The organism is Streptomyces sp. NPDC002911, assembly GCF_053591835.1.
Genome location: NZ_JBSFUO010000006.1, coordinates 271484 through 290450, shown reverse-complemented (window position 1 = coordinate 290450; position 18967 = coordinate 271484). Strand labels below are relative to the sequence as shown.

General features: G+C 72.0%; 17 protein-coding genes and 1 pseudogene. 8 read left to right on the top strand and 10 right to left on the bottom strand.

What is annotated here, in order from left to right; all coding sequences use genetic code 11:
• Nucleotides 1-61: 61 nt before the first annotated feature.
• The 7 genes from ACWD04_RS12775 to hutU all read right to left on the bottom strand — a co-directional run bounded on the left by ACWD04_RS12775 (nucleotide 62) and on the right by hutU (nucleotide 9017).
• Nucleotides 62-841 (bottom strand): polysaccharide deacetylase family protein, encoded by a 780-nt coding sequence (locus ACWD04_RS12775; RefSeq protein WP_451131146.1) that lies wholly within the window; start codon nucleotides 839-841, stop codon nucleotides 62-64.
• Nucleotides 842-903: 62 nt separating this feature from the next.
• Nucleotides 904-2175 carry a glycosyltransferase family 2 protein gene (locus ACWD04_RS12770; RefSeq protein WP_451131144.1) on the bottom strand — a complete coding sequence of 424 codons (1272 nt, stop codon included), beginning with the start codon at nucleotides 2173-2175 and terminating at the stop codon, nucleotides 904-906.
• Between the two features lie 83 nt (nucleotides 2176-2258).
• On the bottom strand, nucleotides 2259-3341 hold the full coding sequence (locus tag ACWD04_RS12765; protein WP_451131142.1) for a GNAT family N-acetyltransferase: 1083 nt from the start codon (nucleotides 3339-3341) through the stop codon (nucleotides 2259-2261).
• A 144-nt stretch (nucleotides 3342-3485) separates the two neighbouring features.
• A complete protein-coding gene (hutI, locus tag ACWD04_RS12760) occupies nucleotides 3486-4661 on the bottom strand; it encodes an imidazolonepropionase (RefSeq protein WP_451131029.1) in 1176 nt (391 codons plus the stop codon).
• Nucleotides 4662-4738: 77 nt separating this feature from the next.
• Nucleotides 4739-6109, bottom strand: coding sequence for a formimidoylglutamate deiminase (locus tag ACWD04_RS12755; protein WP_451131027.1), 1371 nt, complete (start codon nucleotides 6107-6109; stop codon nucleotides 4739-4741).
• The gene (locus ACWD04_RS12750) at nucleotides 6100-7323 is read right to left on the bottom strand and encodes an allantoate amidohydrolase (RefSeq protein ID WP_451131140.1); all 1224 of its coding nucleotides are present in this window, start codon (nucleotides 7321-7323) and stop codon (nucleotides 6100-6102) included. The genes ACWD04_RS12755 and ACWD04_RS12750 overlap by 10 nt, the downstream gene beginning before the upstream one ends.
• 29 nt (nucleotides 7324-7352) lie before the next feature.
• Complete coding sequence (hutU, locus tag ACWD04_RS12745) at nucleotides 7353-9017, bottom strand: urocanate hydratase (protein WP_451131025.1); 1665 nt, start codon at nucleotides 9015-9017, stop codon at nucleotides 7353-7355.
• A gap of 205 nt (nucleotides 9018-9222) precedes the next feature.
• Between hutU and ACWD04_RS12740 the strand changes: the two genes are divergently transcribed.
• The 4 genes from ACWD04_RS12740 (at nucleotide 9223) to ACWD04_RS12725 (ending at nucleotide 11445) form a co-directional block, all read left to right on the top strand.
• On the top strand, nucleotides 9223-9660 hold the full coding sequence (locus ACWD04_RS12740; RefSeq protein ID WP_451131023.1) for a hypothetical protein: 438 nt from the start codon (nucleotides 9223-9225) through the stop codon (nucleotides 9658-9660).
• Nucleotides 9657-10469: a helix-turn-helix domain-containing protein gene (locus ACWD04_RS12735; RefSeq protein ID WP_451131021.1), complete on the top strand. Its 813-nt coding sequence runs from the start codon at nucleotides 9657-9659 to the stop codon at nucleotides 10467-10469. Before ACWD04_RS12740 ends, ACWD04_RS12735 begins: the two co-directional genes overlap by 4 nt.
• A 38-nt stretch (nucleotides 10470-10507) precedes the next feature.
• On the top strand, nucleotides 10508-10972 hold the full coding sequence (locus ACWD04_RS12730) for a roadblock/LC7 domain-containing protein (RefSeq protein ID WP_451131019.1): 465 nt from the start codon (nucleotides 10508-10510) through the stop codon (nucleotides 10970-10972).
• Nucleotides 10973-11070: 98 nt separating this feature from the next.
• Nucleotides 11071-11445 carry a hypothetical protein gene (locus tag ACWD04_RS12725; protein WP_451131017.1) on the top strand — a complete coding sequence of 125 codons (375 nt, stop codon included), beginning with the start codon at nucleotides 11071-11073 and terminating at the stop codon, nucleotides 11443-11445.
• A 201-nt stretch (nucleotides 11446-11646) separates the two neighbouring features.
• On the opposite strand, the gene ACWD04_RS12720 is transcribed toward ACWD04_RS12725, so the two are convergent.
• Entirely contained in the window at nucleotides 11647-12495 is an 849-nt protein-coding gene (locus tag ACWD04_RS12720; protein WP_451131015.1) for a MurR/RpiR family transcriptional regulator, read from the bottom strand.
• Between the two features lie 150 nt (nucleotides 12496-12645).
• On the opposite strand from ACWD04_RS12720, the gene ACWD04_RS12715 reads away from it, so the two are divergent.
• A complete protein-coding gene (locus ACWD04_RS12715; RefSeq protein ID WP_451131013.1) occupies nucleotides 12646-13227 on the top strand; it encodes a thioredoxin domain-containing protein in 582 nt (193 codons plus the stop codon).
• 16 nt (nucleotides 13228-13243) lie between these two features.
• On the opposite strand, the gene ACWD04_RS12710 is transcribed toward ACWD04_RS12715, so the two are convergent.
• Entirely contained in the window at nucleotides 13244-14050 is an 807-nt protein-coding gene (locus tag ACWD04_RS12710) for a maleylpyruvate isomerase family mycothiol-dependent enzyme (protein ID WP_451131011.1), read from the bottom strand.
• A gap of 91 nt (nucleotides 14051-14141) precedes the next feature.
• Here ACWD04_RS12710 and ACWD04_RS12705 point away from each other — a divergent pair.
• Nucleotides 14142-14533, top strand: a pseudogene (locus ACWD04_RS12705) (hypothetical protein).
• Between the two features lie 278 nt (nucleotides 14534-14811).
• Here the strand turns inward: ACWD04_RS12705 and ACWD04_RS12700 are convergent.
• Complete coding sequence (locus ACWD04_RS12700) at nucleotides 14812-16215, bottom strand: cystathionine beta-synthase (protein WP_451131009.1); 1404 nt, start codon at nucleotides 16213-16215, stop codon at nucleotides 14812-14814.
• Nucleotides 16216-16370: 155 nt separating this feature from the next.
• Between ACWD04_RS12700 and ACWD04_RS12695 the strand changes: the two genes are divergently transcribed.
• Both ACWD04_RS12695 and ACWD04_RS12690 read left to right on the top strand, forming a co-directional pair.
• Nucleotides 16371-17480 carry an SGNH/GDSL hydrolase family protein gene (locus ACWD04_RS12695; protein WP_451131138.1) on the top strand — a complete coding sequence of 370 codons (1110 nt, stop codon included), beginning with the start codon at nucleotides 16371-16373 and terminating at the stop codon, nucleotides 17478-17480.
• 119 nt (nucleotides 17481-17599) lie between these two features.
• Nucleotides 17600-18820 carry an acetyl-CoA C-acetyltransferase gene (locus ACWD04_RS12690; RefSeq protein WP_451131007.1) on the top strand — a complete coding sequence of 407 codons (1221 nt, stop codon included), beginning with the start codon at nucleotides 17600-17602 and terminating at the stop codon, nucleotides 18818-18820.
• Nucleotides 18821-18967: the final 147 nt, after the last annotated feature.

The window sequence follows — 18967 nt, the reverse complement described above, 5'->3', positions numbered from 1 at the left end:
AAGTATAGGAATGTACTTCGGCTTTGTGGCGCTCTCGTCGTTTTCCGTGCGGTCTGCCGCCTCACCCCGCGAACACCGGCCCCCGTACGGCGGCCCGCGCCCGCCGGTACCACCGCCAGCCCACGGTGGGCACGGAGTCGTGGTACGGCGCCACGCGTGCGCCCTCGCCCGCCATCCAGCGCTCGACGTCGCGCACCGTGTGGCTCTGCCGCAGGATCAGGCGCGCGATACGGTACGGCTCGTCCCGGCCGGAGCTCAGCGCGTGCCGGACTGCCACCGCACTGTCGTATCCGGTGGCACGGGCGGCACGGCGCACCCGAGCGCTGTTGTATCCGTGCGGATAGGCGAGGTGGGTCACCCCGTGACCCAGCACGTCCTCCAACGCCTTCTTGGAGTCGACGAGTTCGGACCGCAGGGCGGCACCGGACAGCGTGTCCAGCTGGGCGTGGGTGACGGTGTGCCCGCCCACCTCCATGCCGTACTGCTCCAGCAGCGGCGCCTGCTCCAGGCTCATCATCGGTCCGGGCGGCAGCAGGCTACCCGGGCCGGAACGGGTCAGCGCGCCGGTCGTGAGGTACGCGGTGGCCGGCATCGACCGTCCCGCGAGTGCCTCGGCGGTCGGGCCCGGCAGGTCCGCGAAGCCGTCGTCGAAGGTCAGGACGACCGCACGGTCGGGAAGCGGCCCACGTCCCGCGAGATGATCGACGAGGGCGCCGACCGGGACAGGGGTACGGCCACAGGCTGCGATCGCGTCCAGCTGGGCGGCGAACGACCGTGGTGTGACGGTGAATTCGGCGATCCAATCCGGCGGGTCGTCCATCACCGCGTGGTACAGCAGCACGGGTATCCGGGACGCCGATCCGCGCCCCTCCGGCCTGCCGGGCACCTCGGGTACCCGCGCGCTCATCTCCCCTCCCAGGGGCGTGATGCGCCACGGACCGCGAGCCGGGCGCGTACGTATCCGAGGGGGCCGTACAGCAGACCGCGCCGCTCCAGCCGGGACAGATGTCCGGGCCACGGGTGGGTGTACGCGCCGTGTGTGCCGGGAACACCGGTGCTTCCTGCCGCGTCGGTGGCACGCGGCGCCGTCATCGAAAGGGCATGGGCGAGACCGCGCGGCAGCCGGGCCAGCAGGGGCGGCAGCAGGGCGGGCCTGCGGACCAGGAGCGCGGCGAGGCAGGCGGTGAGCCCGGCCCCGTAGCCGTACGCCTGCGCGCACAGGTCATCCCAGCGCTCCCGGTGGTGGTGCCAGACGATCGCGTCGGGCGTGTAGTGCAGCGGATACCCCTCCGCGAGGAGCCGTACGAAGGCGTAGAGGTCGTCGCCCCCCTTGGCCGGGGTCCCGGTGCCGGTGGCGGGGTCGAAACCGCCGACCGCCCGCAACGGCCCCGCGCGGAAGGCCATGTTGGCGCCGGAGCCGAACCGCCCGGCGGCGAACGGGAAGAGCGGCTCGTCGGCAGGCGGGTGCGCGGGGTCGTAACGGCGCGCGGCGAACCCCTTGGCGAATCCGCCGTGGCTCTCCAGCAGGACCTGCGCCGGGGTGGTCAGCCTGGCCGGCAGGATCAGGCCGGTGACACAGGCCGTCCTGGGGTCCTCGCAGAAGGGCCTGGTGAGGGCGGTGAGCCAGTGCGGGTCGGCGATGACGTCGTCGTCGGTGAAGGCGAGCACGCCGGCCCCCGCGACGGCGATGCCCCTGTTGTGCGCGGCCGCCAGACCGGGCACCGGCTCCAGCACGTAGCGCACGCCCCGGCCGGCGTAGGCGGAGGTGACGAGCTCGCGGGTGGCCCCGGTGGACGGGGCGTTGTCGACGACCACGATCTCGAAGTCCGGGTGGTCCTGGGCGAGCAGCGAATCGAGGGCGCGGGCGAGTGGCGCGGGGCGCTCCCTGGTCGCGACGACGACGGTGGCCCTGGGCACCTCCCCGGCCGGTGGACGTTCCAGGACGTCGGGGACGACGATCTCGTCCGCCGCCTGCCCGGCGAGGACGGAGGCCGGGTCGTCACCCGCCCTGACACGCCCGACGACCGTGCCGATGGGGCGCCCGCGCAGCCGTACGAGGGCGAAGACCCGCTGCTCGTCACCGTCCCGCATGTCCAGGGGCGGGCCGCCGGGGGCGGGCCCCAGCCGCACGCCCGTTCCGTCGGCCGCGTCGAGTTCCAGTTCGGCGACGGCCATGCCGCCGAGCCGGCCGATGTCCGGCAACCGCTGCGTGTTCCTCGTCTGTCCGTTCCCGTACGGCATCCGGTTCCCCCCGGTCACTATGGACGTTTCGGTTCGCGCAGACGGCCGGCCCGTTCCAGGCCGCGCTGCGCCAGGCCCGCGAGCCGGGGCCTTTTCCGTACGAAGCTGTGCGCACGGCGGGAGGGCTCACGGCCGAGCCACTGCAGGGCCGCGCCCGCACCCGGCCTGACCGAGGCGCCCTCGTGGACCGTGAGCTCACCGGTCTTCAGCGCGTCCTTGTACTCGGCCGCCCCGCGCCCCATGTCGAGCATCACGATGCCGTCGCCCGCCGCCGCCCGCGCCATCCGCAGATGCAGGATCAGGCCCGGCGAGTACTTCGCGAACTCGGGGTCGTACGCCGGGAACCAGCATGAGAGCACCGTCCGCGAGCGCAGCCCGAAGTGGGCGGCCACGGGCCTGTCACCCGCGTACAGGACGGAGAGCAGGCCGGAGCATCCGGGCGCCCGGGTGTGGAAGAGGAACTCCACCAGCCCGCGGATCCACGCCTTGGCGAAGCGGTCGCGGCGGCCGGTCCTGCGGTACTGGGCGGACTTCCACTCCATCAGGGTCCGCAGCACCTTCGGGTCCCGTTCGTCGAGGACGAACCGCACCTCCCCCGCCGCGCGGCCGAGCTTGCGCTCCTTGGCCAGGGTGGTTCTGAGGAACTTCGGCGACTGTGCGCGCAGCGCGTTCTCGTAGCTCTCGTAACCGTCGCCGACATCGATGACGTACGAGGCGTGCGAGCGGGCGGCGTCCGGCTCGAAGAGGCCCTGGCGCGCCTCCAGATTGTCGAACTCCCAGGCGGAGAGGCCGCAGGCCCGCAGCAGCTCCTTCGCGTCCAGCGGAAGGCCGGGGCGCAGCACCGCGCCCTGGACGTCGGAGACCCCGAAGCCGATGGCCCGTCCGTGGCCGAGCCGTCCCCGCTCGAAGGGGAGAAAACCGGCCGTTCCCCCGGGTTCCTCGCTGATCACCGCCACCCACGCGCGCGGCCGGACGCGGCCGACGGCGAGGGTGAATTCCGGTTGCATGAACGGATGAGCGGGGGCGCCGGACTTCGCCCGCAGCTCCCGCCAGATCTCGATGTCCCCCGCGCCCAGATCTCCGGGCCTGACCACACGTATGCGCCTGCTGCTCACCAAGACCCCCCGGTCCTACCCCCCTGAGCCACGCTGTCGGAAACGGTACCGGGCGCGGTCACTCGGCGGTAGACAGCCGCGACATCCTGTGACCGACCGGTGAATATCGGGTCCGCTCGGACGGGAGCGTCACACGACCCGCTCCCCCCGCCGCCATACGGCGCTGACCAGCGGGACTCCCGGCCGGTAGGCCAGGTGGACATGGCTCGGCGCGTCGAGGAGCACGAGGTCGGCGCGCGCTCCCGGGGTGATGCGGCCGATGTCGGTGCGGCGCAGCGCGGCGGCTCCTCCGGCGGTGGCGGACCAGACCGCTTCATCGGGGGTCATGCCCATGTCCCGTACGGCGAGGGCGATACAGAACGGCATGGAGGAGGTGAACGAGGAGCCCGGGTTGCAGTCGGTGGACAGGGCGACGGTGGCGCCCGCGCCGAGGATGCGGCGGGCGTCGGGCCAGACCGCGCGGGTGGAGAACTCGGCGCCGGGGAGAAGGGTGGCGACGGTGCGGCCCTGACCGAGCGCGTCGAGGTCGGCGTCGTCGAGGTGGGTGCAGTGGTCGGCGGACGCGGCGTCGAGCTCGACGGCGAGCCGGACTCCGGGACCGTGGCCGAGCTGGTTGGCGTGGACGCGGGGGTGCAGGCCCCTGGCCAGACCCGCGGTGAGGATCGTGCGCGCCTGGTCCTCGTCGAAGGCACCCCGCTCGCAGAAGACGTCGATCCAACGGGCGTACGGGGCGCAGGCGTCCAGCATCGGCCCGGTGACGAGGTCCACGTAACCGGCGGGGTCGCCGGCGTAGTCCGGGGACACGATGTGGGCGCCGAGGAAGGTGACCTCGTCGGTGTGGCGGGCGGCGATGCGCAGGGCGCGTGCCTCGTCCTCGACGGTGAGGCCGTAGCCGGACTTGGTCTCGAAGGTGGTGGTGCCCTGCCGGAGTGCCTCGGCCAGATAGCGCGCGACGTTGGCGGAGAGCGCGTCGTCGGAGGCGGCGCGGGTGGTGGCCACGGTCGCGCGGATGCCGCCCGCGGAGTAGGGACGGCCGGACATACGGGCGTTGAACTCGGCGGTGCGGTCGCCTGCGAACACCAGGTGGGAGTGGGAGTCCACGAAGCCGGGGATCACGGCGCGGCCGCCCGCGTCGACGGCGTTGTCAGTGGCGGGTGCTTTGCTGGATTCACCGGTCCACACGATGCGGTCGCCGTCGATGACGACGGCCGCGTCCCGGATCAGGCCCAGGGGGGTCCCGTCGCCGAGGGAGGGGTCGTTGGTGACCAGGTTCGCGATGTGGGTGAGGGCGGTCGTCGTCGTCATCCGGGCACAGCTTTCGTCAGGTTCGCCCGGCTGGACTGCCGGGGTCGTCGGCCGGGGTCGTCCATCCGGCAGGCCGCTCAGCCGTGCAGGGCGGCGACGGCCGAGGCCAGCGCTTCGGGTACGTCCTCGATCCGTGTGTGCCGGCCGTCCCGGACGATGTGCCGGCCCGCCACCACGGTGTGCCGCACATCGGCGGCGGTGGCGGCGAATACGGCTGCTTCTGCTGCCAGCCGGGGCAGCGGCCCCGCTGTTCTGACGGAGTCCAGCGCGACGGTGGCGAGATCGGCGGGCGCGCCGGGTTCGAGCAGGCCCGCGTCCGGACGGCCGAGCGCGGCATGCCCCTCGGCGGACGCCGCCCTGAGCAGGGCTGCCGCCGTCCAGTGACCGCGCGCATGGGTCCGCAGGCGTTCGTTGAGCTCCATCGCCCGCGCCTCTTCGAAGAGGTCGATCACGGCGTGGCTGTCACTGCCCAGCGAGAGGGGAGAACCCGCGCCCTGGAGAGCGGTCGCGGGGCCGATGCCGTCGGCGAGGTCGCGTTCGGTGGTGGGGCACATGCAGGTGCCCGTCCGGGAGGAGCCCAGCAGCTCGATGTCCTCGGCCGTGAGGTGCGTGTTGTGGATGCCGGTGGTGTGCGGACCGAGAACACCGTGGTCGGCGAGGAGCCGGGCCGGGGTGCGGCGGTGGGCGGCGAGGCAGGCGTCGTTCTCCGCGGTCTGCTCGGAGAGGTGGACATGGAGCGGGACCGCCCGTTCCTGGGCCCACCGGGCGACGGTGGACAGCTGCCCTGCGGGGACGGCCCGTACGGAATGGATCGCGGCGCCGATCACCACCAGGTCGTCGTCGCCCTTGAGGAGGGAGGCACGTTCGGCCCAGGCGTCGGCGGTGGTGTCGGAGAAACGCAGCTGGTGCCGGCTCGGCTTCTCGCCGAATCCGGCGGCGAGATAGGCGGTGTCGAGCAGGGTGATGCGGATGCCGGCCTCGGCCGCCGCGGCGATGAGCGCCTCGCCCATGGCGTTCGGGTTCTCGTAGGGCGTGCCGCCGGGCGCGTGGTGCAGATAGTGGAATTCGCCCACCGCGGTGATCCCGGCCAGCGCCATCTCTGCGTACGTCGCACGGGCCAGGTCGTAGTAGGTGTCGGGGGTGAGACGGGAGGCCGTCCGGTACATCAGCTCGCGCCATGTCCAGAAGGTGCCGGATCCCACCTGGGCGGTGGAGCGCAGCGCGCGGTGGAAGGCATGCGAATGGGTGTTGGCCAGTCCCGGGACGGTCAGGCCGTGCAGCGCGGTGGCTCCGGGCGGCGGCGTGTCGATGCCCGTCCGGACTCCGGCGATGCGCCCGCCGGCCACGTCCAGGAGGACGCCCGGCTCGACATGGGTGCCGAGCCAGGCGTGCGACATCCAGTACGTCGCGGTGACCGGTGTGCCCGTCGGTTGCGTAGTCAGCTGCACGCGAGACCTTCCAGTACGTCGGCGAGTGCCCGCACCCCGGCCACGCAGTCGTCCTCCGCGGCGTGCTCGGCGGGTGAGTGCGAGATCCCGGTGGGGTTCCGTACGAACAGCATGGCGGTCGGCACGGAAGCGGACAAAATACCCGCGTCGTGTCCAGCCCCCGTGCCGAGCACCGGCACGGGGCTCTCGGCGCCGTCAGCGCCGTCGCAGCCCCGCTTCTCCAGCACCCGGCGGATCTCGTCCCGCAGCGCGTGCTCGAAGTCCACCACCGGGGTGAACGACTCGCGTACGACGTCGAGGCCGATCCCGGCCCGCTCGGCGTGCTCCCGCGCGGCCCGCTCGATGCCACTCACGACGGAGTCGAGAGTGGCCTGGTCAAAGGCCCGTGAGTCGAGCCAGCCGCGTACGACGGAGGGGATGGCGTTGACCCCGTTCGGCTCGACCGCGATCTTGCCGAAGGTCGCGAGGCCTCCGGCGAGCTCCGCCTCGCGGCGGGCCGCGAGCACGGTCTCGGCATACGTGAGCATCGGGTCACGCCGGTCGGCGAGGCGCGTCGTGCCGGCGTGGTTGGCCTCGCCCCGGAAGTCGAACCGCCAGCGGCCGTGCGGCCAGATGGCCGAGGCGACCCCGACCGGGTCCCCGCTCAGGTCGAGGGCGCGCCCCTGCTCCACATGGAGCTCGACGAACGCGCCGATGCGGGCGAGGCGTTCGGGGTCGGGGCCGATGGCATCGGGGTCGTATCCCGCCGCCTCCATGGCCTGCGGCAGCGAGACGCCGTCCCCGTCGCGGAGCCGGTGCGCGTGTTCGGCGGTCAGCTGTCCGGCGGCGAGCCGGGAGCCGACGCAGGCGAGACCGAAGCGGGCCCCTTCCTCGTCGCCGAAGTTGGCGATGGCAAGGGGCTTGGTGAAGTCCGCCCCTCTGCTGCGGAGTTCGTCCAGGGCGGCGAAGGAGGACACCACGCCGAGGGGGCCGTCGAAGGCGCCACCGTCGGGCACCGAGTCGAGATGGGACCCGGTGACCACGGCGTCCCCGGCGAGCGGATCGCCGAGCCAGGCCCACTGGTTGCCGTTGCGGTCGACCTCGTGGACGAGCCCACGGGACTCGGCCTGGACACGGAACCACTCCCTGCAGTCCCGGTCGGCACCGGTCCAGGCGTACCGGCGGTAGCCGCCGCTGCCGGGGTCGAGGCCGAGGGGGGCCAGGTCGCGCCACATGGCCTGGAACGACAACGGTTCGGGGGATGTCACCGGCCGTCGCCCTCCGCCATCGGGACCCGCACGTCCTTGTCCGAGGCGACGGACTCCGCGATGTCGTAACCCGCGTCGACATGCCGGATGACGCCCATGCCGGGGTCGTTCGTGAGGACCCGCCGGATCTTCTCGCCCGCGAGCTCCGTGCCGTCGGCGACCGTCACCTGCCCCGCGTGGATCGAGCGCCCCATCCCCACGCCGCCCCCGTGGTGCAGGGACACCCATGACGCCCCCGAAGCCACGTTGACCATGGCGTTGAGAAGCGGCCAGTCCGCGATGGCGTCGGAGCCGTCGAGCATGGCCTCGGTCTCCCGGTACGGCGAGGCGACCGAACCGCAGTCCAGGTGGTCACGGCCGATGGCCAGCGGCGCGGCGAGCTCACCACTCGCGACCATGTCGTTGAACCGCTCGCCGGCCTTGTCGCGCTCGCCGTATCCGAGCCAACAGATCCGGGCCGGCAGCCCCTGGAAGTGGACTCGCTCACCGGCCATCCTGATCCAGCGGTGCAACGACTCGTTCTCCGGGAAGAGTTCGAGCAGGGCCTTGTCCGTCTTGTGGATGTCGGACGCCTCGCCCGACAGCGCCGCCCACCGGAAGGGCCCCTTGCCCTCGCAGAAGAGCGGCCGGATGTAGGCGGGCACGAAGCCCGGGAAGTCGAACGCGCGCGCGTACCCGGCGAGCTGGGCCTCGCCCCGGATCGAGTTGCCGTAGTCGAAGACCTCGGCCCCCGCGTCCATGAAGCCGACCATCGCCTCGACATGCGCGGCCATCGACTCCCGGGCGCGCCGGGTGAAGTCGGCGGGCTTCTCGGCCGCGTAGGAGGCCATGTCGTCCAGTTCGACGCCGACGGGCAGATAGGCGAGCGGGTCGTGCGCACTGGTCTGGTCGGTGACGATGTCGACCGGCGCGCCCTCGGCGAGCATCCGGGGCAGCAGATCCGCGGCGTTGCCGAGCAGACCGATGGAGAGCGGGCGCCGCGCGTCACGGGCCTCGACGGCCAGCTGGAGCGCGTGCTCCAGCGAGTCGGCCCGGACGTCCAGGAAGCGGTGCTCGATCCGGCGCTCGATGGCGCGCGGGTCGCAGTCGACGCAGAGGGCGACGCCGTCGTTCATGGTGACGGCCAGCGGCTGGGCCCCGCCCATGCCGCCGAGTCCGGCCGTCAGCGTGATGGTCCCCGCCAGCGTCCCGCCGAACCGCTTCGCCGCGACGGCGGCGAAGGTCTCGTACGTGCCCTGGAGGATGCCCTGGGTCCCGATGTAGATCCAGGATCCCGCGGTCATCTGCCCGTACATGGTGAGCCCGAGGGCCTCCAGGCGACGGAACTCCTCCCAGTTGGCCCAGTCGCCCACCAGGTTGGAGTTGGCGATCAGGACGCGCGGCGCCCATTCGTGGGTCTGCATGACGCCCACCGGCCGCCCGGACTGGACGAGCATCGTCTCGTCCTGCTTGAGCGTCCGCAGCGTACGGACCATGGCGTCGAAGGACCGCCAGTCGCGGGCGGCCTTGCCCGTGCCGCCGTAGACGACGAGCTTGTCGGGGTGTTCGGCGACCTCGGGGTCCAGGTTGTTCTGCAGCATGCGGAGGGCGGCTTCCTGCTGCCATCCCAGGGCGCTCAGTTCGGTACCGCGCGGTGCCCGTACGGGGCGGGGTCCTGACATGGGGGATGCCTCCTCGCGTATGTGACTCTCCTATTCACATCCTGTCCACCTGAATAGTCCTAGTCAACAGGGGGCGTCGTCGAGACCGCCCTTCGGACGGCCCTGCGCATGTACCTCTGGAAAATGCCATAACTCCCACCAGTCGCACACACGTTGCGTAGCCTCTCCATTACATCCGAACGCCACGTCGGGAGGGGAGTTCGCGTTGCCCGGAATCGACGAGTGCCTGATCGAAGTCATGAGGCTGCCCGGTGCCCGGGGGGCCGCAGTGGTCGACTGGACGAGTGGTCTCGCGCTCGGCACCATCGGCGAGTCGCCCAACGGCGACCACGAGGCCACGGCCGCCGAGACGGCCGAAGTGGCGAGGATGGCCGCCGAACAACCGGTCTTCGCGCAAGCGGAGTTACCCACCGCCGGCTTACCGGGCCGTCCCGCCCCCACCGCCGGCTTACCGGGCCGTCCCGCCCCCACCGTCGAGGACGTCATCGTCACCACCGCCCCCGGCTACCACATCCTCCGTTTCGTCGAGACGTCCTTCGACAGCAGCGTCTTCCTCCACCTCTGGCTGGACCGCGCGGAGGGCAACCTCGCCCTGGCGCGCATAAGGCTCGGCGAGATAGCGGAGCGGCTGGTCCTGGCATGAGGCCCGCCGTCACCGCCCCGCCCGGCTTACCCGAACGGGCCACCCCCTCCCCGATGCTGCAGCGGCTCGCGGCGGAGCGTGCGACCGGCGCGCTGCTGCGCGACCGCGGCACCCTGTATCTCGCCGACGGCCAGGTCGTCCACGCGGAGAGCCCCGCGACACCCGGGATCGACATCCTGCTCACCGCGGGCGGGGCCCTGCGCTCCGAGGGCTGGTGGGAGGCGGTAGCCCAGGCGGGCGCCCGGCAGCGGGTCGGCCGCTACCTCGTGGACAGCGGCCAGGTCCCCGGCGGTGCGCTGGAGCTCTGCCACCTGGGGGCGTTGTACGACGCGGCCTTCTTCGCCCTGGCCCCCACACAGACTCCGGCCCGCTTCCGCTACGGGGTCTCCCACTGGATCGGCCCCGTCCGCCCCGTTCCCGTGCACGCCGTGCAGCGCGAGACGCTCCGGCGCCGTGAACTCCTGGACCGGATCTGGCCGGACGCACACACCGACAGCGCACCGCTCTCTCCCACCGCGCACCCGGTCGACGCCCCGGTGCCCCCGCGCCAGCGCCGCGTCCTGGCCCTGGTGAACGGCGAGCGCACCGCCACGGACATCGCCCAGGAGCTGGGCCGCTCGGCCTTCCACATCCTGGTCGACCTGCGCCGGCTGGCGGCTGCCGGACTGGTCGAAGCGGTCCGCCCCGGCACGACCGGGCCGGAGGCGGTGCCGGTGTCCGAGCAGAGCCGCATCCTGCTGCCCGAGGTCACGAACGACCCGGACGTCGCCCTGCTGCGCCGGCTCAGAGACGCATTGGAGGCCCTGTGATACGCGCGCTGAGACAGCGTGCCGGGAGGAGACAACTGATGGTGCCCGAGGCCGGAGTACAGGATGTCCTCGACGAGCTCCAGCGGTTACGCGCCCGGGTCCCGCTCCTGACCGGCGCGCTGGCCGCCAGTACCGACGGCCTGCTGCTCGCCCACGACACCCCTGGCACCGAGGCCGAGGGCGTCGCCGCGCTGACCGCCGCCGCACTCGGCGTCTCGATCAGGATGACCGACGCCACCGGACGCGGCGGCTTCCGCGAGCTCCTGATCCGGGGCGAGAGCGGTTACATCGCCACGTACGCGGCGGGCTCCTCCGCCGTCCTGACCCTGCTGGCCGAGGACCGCATCAACGTCGGCCGCCTCCACCTCGAGGGCCGCCGCTCCGGCGCACGCATCGGCGAAATGGTCGACGCCGCACAGGAGCGCGCCGACCGCCCCGCGCCGCCTCCACGCCCGCAGCAGGCCCGGGCCCTGCCCCGCCGCACCACACCGGACTCCACGTGACATCCGCCGCGGCCCGTCACGCACGCGCCACGGGCGGAGAGCGCACCACCAAGCAACGGACCGGCCACCGGGCCGTCCAGGGAAAGGAAACGAGCACTATGGCCACCACCGAAGCGGCACTGAAGGATGCGATGGCGTCGATCGAGGGGACCCTCGGTGTCGCACTCGTCGACTACACCAGCGGCATGGCACTGGGCCACCTCGGCGGTGGCAAGGACTTCAACCTGGAGGTCGCGGCGGCCGGGAACACGGACGTCGTCCGGGCGAAGCTCCGGACCATGGAGCACCTGGGCATCAAGGACGAGATCGAGGACATCCTGATCACCCTCGGCACCCAGTACCACCTGATCCGGCTGCTCAGGACCCGTGGCAGCAACGGCCTGTTCCTCTACCTCGTGCTGGACTCCGGCCGGGCCAACCTCGCGATGGCCCGCCACCAGCTGCGGAAGATCGAAGCGGACCTCGAGGTCTGACCCGGCGTTCCTACCGGCGGCGCCGCGCCCCACCGGGTGCGGCGTCCCCCGCCACAGGGCCGGTCGTCCGGTAGGCCTTCACCCGTCGGCCCGCGGGCCGGCCACGCTCCACCCAGTCGGTGCGTAGATTGATAGGCACAGATGAGCGATGTCTGAGAACCGGCGGAAGCCGCCCGCCCGGAATACCGGCCAGGCATGCCACTAGTCGACGAACAGCCCCCGCGCGACGGCCTTCGCGTCGAACTCCTCCAGCCGGGCCTGCGCCTCGGGAAGCCCGTCGCACATGGCCTCCAGCAGCACCCGCCCCAGCAGCATCGGCGCACAGGCGGTGTCGAAGGCGAGTCCGGTCCCCACGGCGGCCGGAATCAGCAGATCGCTGTGGGCCGCCACCGGAGCGAACGCCGAGTCGGACACGGTCACGACGGTCAGCCCCTGCTCCCGCGCATACGCGAGCGCGTCCACGACCTCGCGCGGGTGCCGCGGCAGCGCGAAGCACATCACCGCGCTCGCGCCCGCCCGCCTGGCGGCATCGATGCGGTCGTGCAGCATGCTGCCGCCCTCGTCGAGTACGCGTACGTCCGGGTGCACCTTGGCGGCGAAGTACCCGAACCCCCGGGCCTGCGAGGACGCGGCCCGCAGCCCCAGCACGAGCAGCGGCCTGGACCCGGCGAGCACCCGTCCCGCCCGCTCCAAGGGGGCCGGATCGGCGAGCAGCCCGGACAGCTGCCGCAGATTCTCGATCTCCGCCAGCACCGCCTGCTGGTACTCGTTGGGCCCCTCCTCCACGCCGTCCCCGTCGGCCGCTCCTCCCGGGGTGACCTCCCTCAGGTGCTTGCGCAGCGCCGGGTATCCGTCGAATCCGAGCGCCACGGCGAAGCGGGTGACGGACGGCTGGCTGACCCCGGCCAGCTCGGCGAGCTCCACACTCGACAGGAACGGGGCATCGGCGGCCCGCCGCACCATGGAGTGCGCGATCCGGCGCTGGGTGGGTGTGAGCCGCCGCCCCTCGAAGAGCCGCTGCACCCTCGCAGCCGGGCTGCTCCCGCTCATGTGCCTCCTCCAAGAGTTCCGCCGCACCGGTCCGGCAGCGAGGAATCCATTCAGCCAGCAAGCGGTGTGCATGTCCATATACAGCCCCCGCGTCCGCGCCTCTCCGGCCCTCACCTTGCGGGCCCGCACTCCCCTGCGGACCCTGGGTTCATGATCCCAGCCAACACGAGAGGGCCCGGCGGCGTCATCGTCCGCTACGGCGACCCCGACGCCGCGCACGTGCTGAGTGTCTACGCCGATCTGCGCTGCCCCTACTGCAAGCGCATGGAGCTCGGCCTCGGAGCCGTGATGGAGCGGGCCGCGGACGAGGGCAGATTCGCGGTGGACCACCGTTTCGGCACGTTCATCGACGATGCCGCGGGCGGCAGCGGCTCCCTGGAGGCGCTCGCCGCGCTGGGAGCCGCAGCGGACGAGGGGCAGAAGCCGTTCATGCTCTTCCTGCGGGCGCTGTACGCCGGTCAGCCCAGCGAGGACGTGGACGCCTTCGCCGACCGGGACACCTTGCTGCGGCTGGCCGACGAGGTCGAGGCGCTGCACACCGACGGCTTCCGGCAGAAGGTCATGGAGCGCACCTATCTGCCGTGGGCGGCGCAGGTGTCGGCGGCGTTCGGGACGAGCGGCGTCCGCTCCACCCCGACGGTCCTGATCGACCGCAGCCCGGTCCCCGTCATCAACGCCCTGGGATACGCGGTCACGCCCGAGGCCTTCCTCGCCGAGGTGACTCCCCCCTGAACGCCCGGCCGGTGCGTCAGAACACGACGCGGGCCGCCAGCAGCGCGGCCCTCGCCCCGGGCTCGCCCTCCAGTTCCGGCCGGCCGTGCGTCGGCCGCCCCGACACGTGCCGGGCGAAGTCGACCGCGTCCGCGTGGAGGGTGGCCGCCGGGGTGCCGATGCCCAGCAGCCGGCGTCCTCCGGCGGCGGGGCCGTGGAGGTCGAGTTCGGCCGCGGGGCCCGTCCAGGCGAGCGCCAGGTCCAGCACCACCTGATCCACGATCTCCCGGTCGTGCCCGTCGAGGACCAGCTCGGCCCCGGTGGCGTCGCTGAGGTCGACCCGGTGCATCCAGGTGTCGCGGGCGATGAGGACGTTGCCGAGATAGTCCAGGGAGTCGTCGGGCAGCGCCTTCGCCTCCGGGTAGAGCAGACTCAGCCGGATCCTGCGACGGACCGGGGCCGGCGTGCGGCGCAGAGCGATGAGGCCCTGGGGTGCGAAGTGGGCGAGGGCGCCGATCAGTTCGCGTCCCGGGACGGCCTGCCGGTCCTCGATCTGGGCCTCGTTGTGCCCGTCCAGCCGGCCGAGGTGCGGGTGGGTCCGCGCGGCCCGCCGGATCCGCCGCACGGAGACCCAGGGACGCGGGAGCTCCTCGTACTGGCCGACGACGTGCGCCAGCATGTCCCGGACTTTCCAGCCGGTGCAGGGGGTCGGACGGCGCCAGTCCTCGTCGGAGAGCTCGCGGAACGTGGTGAGCGTCGCCCGCAGCTCGGCCTCGTTGACCAAGCGGGCCCTCGTCCCGACCGTGCGGGGAACGGCACGGGCGGACGTTGTCGTGGTGGCCATGGGCGCGCCTCCCGTCTTCCGTCAACAACGCTACGCCGACGGGGCGCAGCCCGCCCCGTGCGAAGGGCCTCGGCGACAGGGGGTGACGCCGATGACCGGGACTCCCGGGATTCGCTCCGTAAGCGTAGGGAAGCGTGACCCTGAGCTCGGGCGAGAGCTCGACGCCACCCCGCAGGCCCGTCGTGAGCTGGGGCCGGAGTACGAGTCCGCGCTCATCGACTCCTTCCTGGAGAAGCCGAGCAGCGGCTCACCGGCACGCAGTACCTCGCCGAGCAGCAGAGGGGCGGCCGCCAGGGGCAGGCCGGTGCGCAGCCCGCAGCACCGCTCGGGACGTTCCGGGAGTGATTCGGCTTCGGGGTCGTCTCGCTGGTCCTGGCCGTCCCCCTGTCCGCGACCGGCGCCGCGAACGCCGGGATCGAGGGGCTCGTCGTGGCCTGGCCGGGGATCATCGGCGTGAACGCCGTGCACGCCGCCCGCGCATGAATAATCGCGGGGACCGCCGCACCCCCGGTTGCCCGGAGGGCGGGACGACGGCGGTCCCCGCGAGGGACGCGGTCCCGGGTCAGGGCCGGGTGCGCGTCCGGGCGACGGTGGAGGTCCGGGAGCCGCTCCGTAGTCCGTGTCGCCGTTCGTGGTGCCGGCGGGTTTCCCTGCCGACACCCCTTACTGTGCATGAGCCGTGTTAAGCCGGTGCTGCGTCAACGTGTCGCGCTCGTACCGTTTTCGCGAACCCGGGAAGCCCGCACCCGGGAAAACCGCGCTCACTGCTTCGGCGCCGCGTCCTTCGCCAGGAAGGCCAGCAGATCCTGCCTGCTCACGACACCTGTCGGCTTGCCCTCGACGAGAACGATCGCCGCGTCGGCACCGTCCGCACCGCTGAGCACGGCCATCAGGTCCTCGACCGGTTCCCCCGAGCCGACCTGCGGCAACGGGGCCGACATGTGCTTCTCCAGCGGATCGGACAGCATGGCCCGCTGGGTGAACAGCGCGTCCAGGAGCTGACGCTCCACGACGGAGCCGATGACCTCGGCGGCCATCACGTCGGGGTGTCCCGCCCCGGGCTTCACGATCGGCATCTGGGAGACGCCGTACTCCCGCAGTACGTCGATGGCCTCGCCGACCGTCTCCTCCGGGTGCATGTGGACGAGCGAGGGGAGCGGGCCGTCCTTGAAGTCGAGGACGGCGCCGACACGGGCGGAGGGTCCGGAGTCCTCCAGGAAGCCGTAGTCGGCCATCCACTCGTCGTTGAAGATCTTGCTCATGTAGCCGCGTCCGCTGTCCGGCAGCAGGACGACCACCACGTCCTCGGGGCCGAGGCGCTTGGCGACCTCCAGGGCCGCGACGACCGCCATGCCGCAGGAACCGCCGACGAGCAGGCCCTCCTCCTTGGCGAGGCGACGGGTCATCTGGAACGAGTCCTTGTCCGAGACCGCGACGATCTCGTCCGTGACCGTACGGTCGTAGGCGCTCGGCCAGAAGTCCTCGCCGACGCCCTCCACGAGATACGGGCGTCCGGAACCGCCGGAGTAGACGGAGCCCTCCGGGTCGGCGCCGATGACCCGTACCCGGTCCTCGCTGACCTCCTTGAGGTAGCGGCCCGTACCCGTGATCGTGCCGCCGGTGCCGACACCCGCGACGAAGTGGGTGATCCGCCCGTCCGTCTGCTCCCAGAGTTCGGGGCCCGTGGTCTCGTAGTGCGAGCGCGGGTTGTTGGGATTGGAGTACTGGTCGGGCTTCCAGGCTCCCGGCGTCTCGCGGACCAGCCGGTCGGAGACGTTGTAGTACGAGTCAGGGTGCTCCGGGTCGACCGCCGTCGGGCAGACGACAACCTCCGCGCCGTACGCCCGCAGCACGTTGATCTTGTCCGTGGACACCTTGTCCGGGCAGACGAAGATGCACTTGTAGCCCTTCTGCTGGGCCACGATCGCCAGGCCGACACCCGTGTTGCCGCTGGTCGGCTCCACGATCGTGCCGCCCGGCTGAAGCTCTCCGCTCTGCTCGGCCGCCTCGATCATGCGCAGCGCGATGCGGTCCTTCACCGACCCGCCGGGGTTGAAGTACTCGACCTTGGCCAGAACCGTCGCCTGAATGCCTGCCGACACACTGCGCAGCCTGACCAGCGGGGTGTTGCCGACAAGACTGATCATCGAATCGTGGAATTGCACCGTGTACTCCGGGATCTCCGAGATGGTCAGGCAAGAGTATGCGTACGGGCCGGAGATTGGACGAAGCGATTGAGCTACGCCCTCCACGGGGCAGGTAGTGCTGTGTACGGCTGTACGGCACGGAGGAGGTGGACCGGACTGTGTCGAGAGCGAGGGTGGCACGGCGGATCGCAGCGGGTGCGGCTTACGGGGGCGGCGGCGTCGGTCTGATCGGTGCGGCCACGGTGGGCCTGGTGCTGGCCGAGCTGCAGCTGGCGAAACGGCTGGTGGGCGGGGGCAAGGCGCCGGTACCGCCGAGTGCGGACGGGCGGTACGGGGTGGCCTTCGCCGGTCCTTCCGATCCGTTGCGCTTCGTCCTGCTGGGCGACTCGACGGCGGCCGGACAGGGCGTGCGCAGGGCGGGCCAGACCCCGGGGGCACTGCTGGCGTCCGGGTTGGCGGCGGTGGCCGAACGGCCGGTGGATTTCCGGAACGTGGCCTTGCCCGGGGCCCGGTCGGACGATCTGGAGCGGCAGGTGTCCCTGGTCCTGGCCGATCCCTCAGGGGTGCCGGACGTCTGCGCGATCATGATCGGCGCGAACGACGTGACCCACCGGATGCCGGCGACGCAGTCGGTGCGCTGTCTGGGCACGGCCGTACGGAGGCTGCGCACGGCGGGCGCGGAGGTGATCGTGGGCACCTGCCCCGACCTGGGCACGATCGAGCCCGTCTACCAGCCGTTGCGGTGGCTGGCCCGGCGGGTCAGCCGGCAACTGGCTGCGGCCCAGACGATCGGCGCGGTGGAACAGGGCGGGCGGACGGTCTCGCTGGGCGACCTTCTCGGACCGGAGTTCGAGGCGAACCCCCGGGAGCTCTTCGGTCCCGACAACTACCACCCCTCGGCGGAGGGGTACGCGACCGCCTCGATGGCGATGCTGCCGACCCTGTGCGCGGTCCTCGGCCTGTGGCCGGAGTCCGACCACCTGGACGGGTCACGCCGCGAGGGCATGCTGCCGGTCGCGAAGGCGGCCTCCCGTGCGGCGAGGGAGGCGGGCACCGAGGTCACGGCGGCGCGCGCGCCCTGGGCCCTGCTCAAGCACCGCAGGCGCCGGCGCCTGCCCGCCCACACGGAACCGGTGCCGCACGAGGACACGGAGACGGGCACGAGGACGGGCGGGGAGACGGGCACGGACGGCGGGCCGGTGCCCGGGCACGGGTCGGGGGCGACGTGGCGGGCGGGGATGAGCGCGAAACCACTTCGTAAGGGGAACAATGCGGGCGACTGAGCGGTTGCTTAGAAAAGAGGTCCGCATCACATCACCTGTCGGGTGACCTCAGCTGTACGTCCGGGTAACTTCCAAGGCAGCCCAGCCTTCCTGCCTTCCAGCCCCCATGGAGCCGCGTGATGTCCGAAGCCGTGATCGTCTCTGCTGCCCGTTCGCCCATCGGCCGGGCCTTCAAGGGGTCCCTCAAGGATCTGCGCGCGGACGACCTGACCGCGACCATCATCCAGAGCGCGCTGGCCAAGGTTCCCGAGCTGGATCCGAAGGACATCGACGACCTGATGCTCGGCTGCGGCCTCCCCGGCGGCGAGCAGGGCAACAACCTGGGCCGCGTCATCGCCGTACAGATGGGGATGGACCACCTCCCCGGCTGCACGGTCACCCGTTACTGCTCGTCCTCGCTGCAGACCAGCCGCATGGCGCTGCACGCCATCAAGGCCGGTGAGGGCGACGTCTTCATCTCCGCCGGTGTCGAAATGGTGTCCCGCTTCGCGAAGGGCAACTCCGACAGCCTGCCGGACACCCACAACCCGCTCTTCGCCGACGCCGAGGCCCGCACCGCCGCCCGGGCGGAGCAGTCCGGTACGAGCTGGACCGACCCGCGCGAGGAGGGCCTCGTCCCTGACGCGTACATCGCGATGGGACAGACCGCCGAGAACCTGGCCCGGATCAAGGGCGTCACCCGCCAGGACATGGACGAGTTCGGCGTGCGGTCGCAGAACCTCGCCGAGGAAGCCATCAAGAACGGCTTCTGGGAACGCGAGATCACCCCCGTGACGACGCCGGACGGCACGGTCGTCTCGAAGGACGACGGCCCCCGCGCGGGCGTCACCCTGGAGGGCGTGCAGGGCCTGAAGCCGGTGTTCCGCCCCGACGGGCTCGTCACCGCGGCCAACTGCTGCCCGCTCAACGACGGCGCCGCCGCCCTCGTGATCATGTCCGACACCAAGGCGCGCGAGCTGGGCCTGACCCCGCTGGCCCGCATCGTCTCGACCGGTGTCTCCGGCCTGTCCCCCGAGATCATGGGCTACGGACCGGTCGAGGCCAGCAAGCAGGCACTCAGGCGCGCCGGACTGACCGTCGACGACATCGACCTGGCCGAGATCAACGAAGCGTTCGCCGCACAGGTCATCCCGTCCTACCGGGACCTCGGCCTGCCGCTGGACAAGGTCAACGTCAACGGCGGCGCGATCGCCGTGGGCCACCCCTTCGGCATGACCGGCGCCCGCATCACCGGCACGCTGATCAACAGCCTGCAGTTCCATGACAAGCAGTTCGGCCTGGAAACGATGTGCGTGGGTGGCGGCCAGGGCATGGCCATGGTCATCGAGCGGCTGAGCTGAGCCGCAGCGAACGCGACCGGCGGAACGAAGCGGCCGAGCCGAGCTCCGGGGCAGGTCAGCACTCCCGCGTGGAGGCCGCCTTCAACCGGTCCGAGCCTCGATCGTGACCGAATCTCCCCCAGGATGTGATCTGCGTCCCGGGGGAGA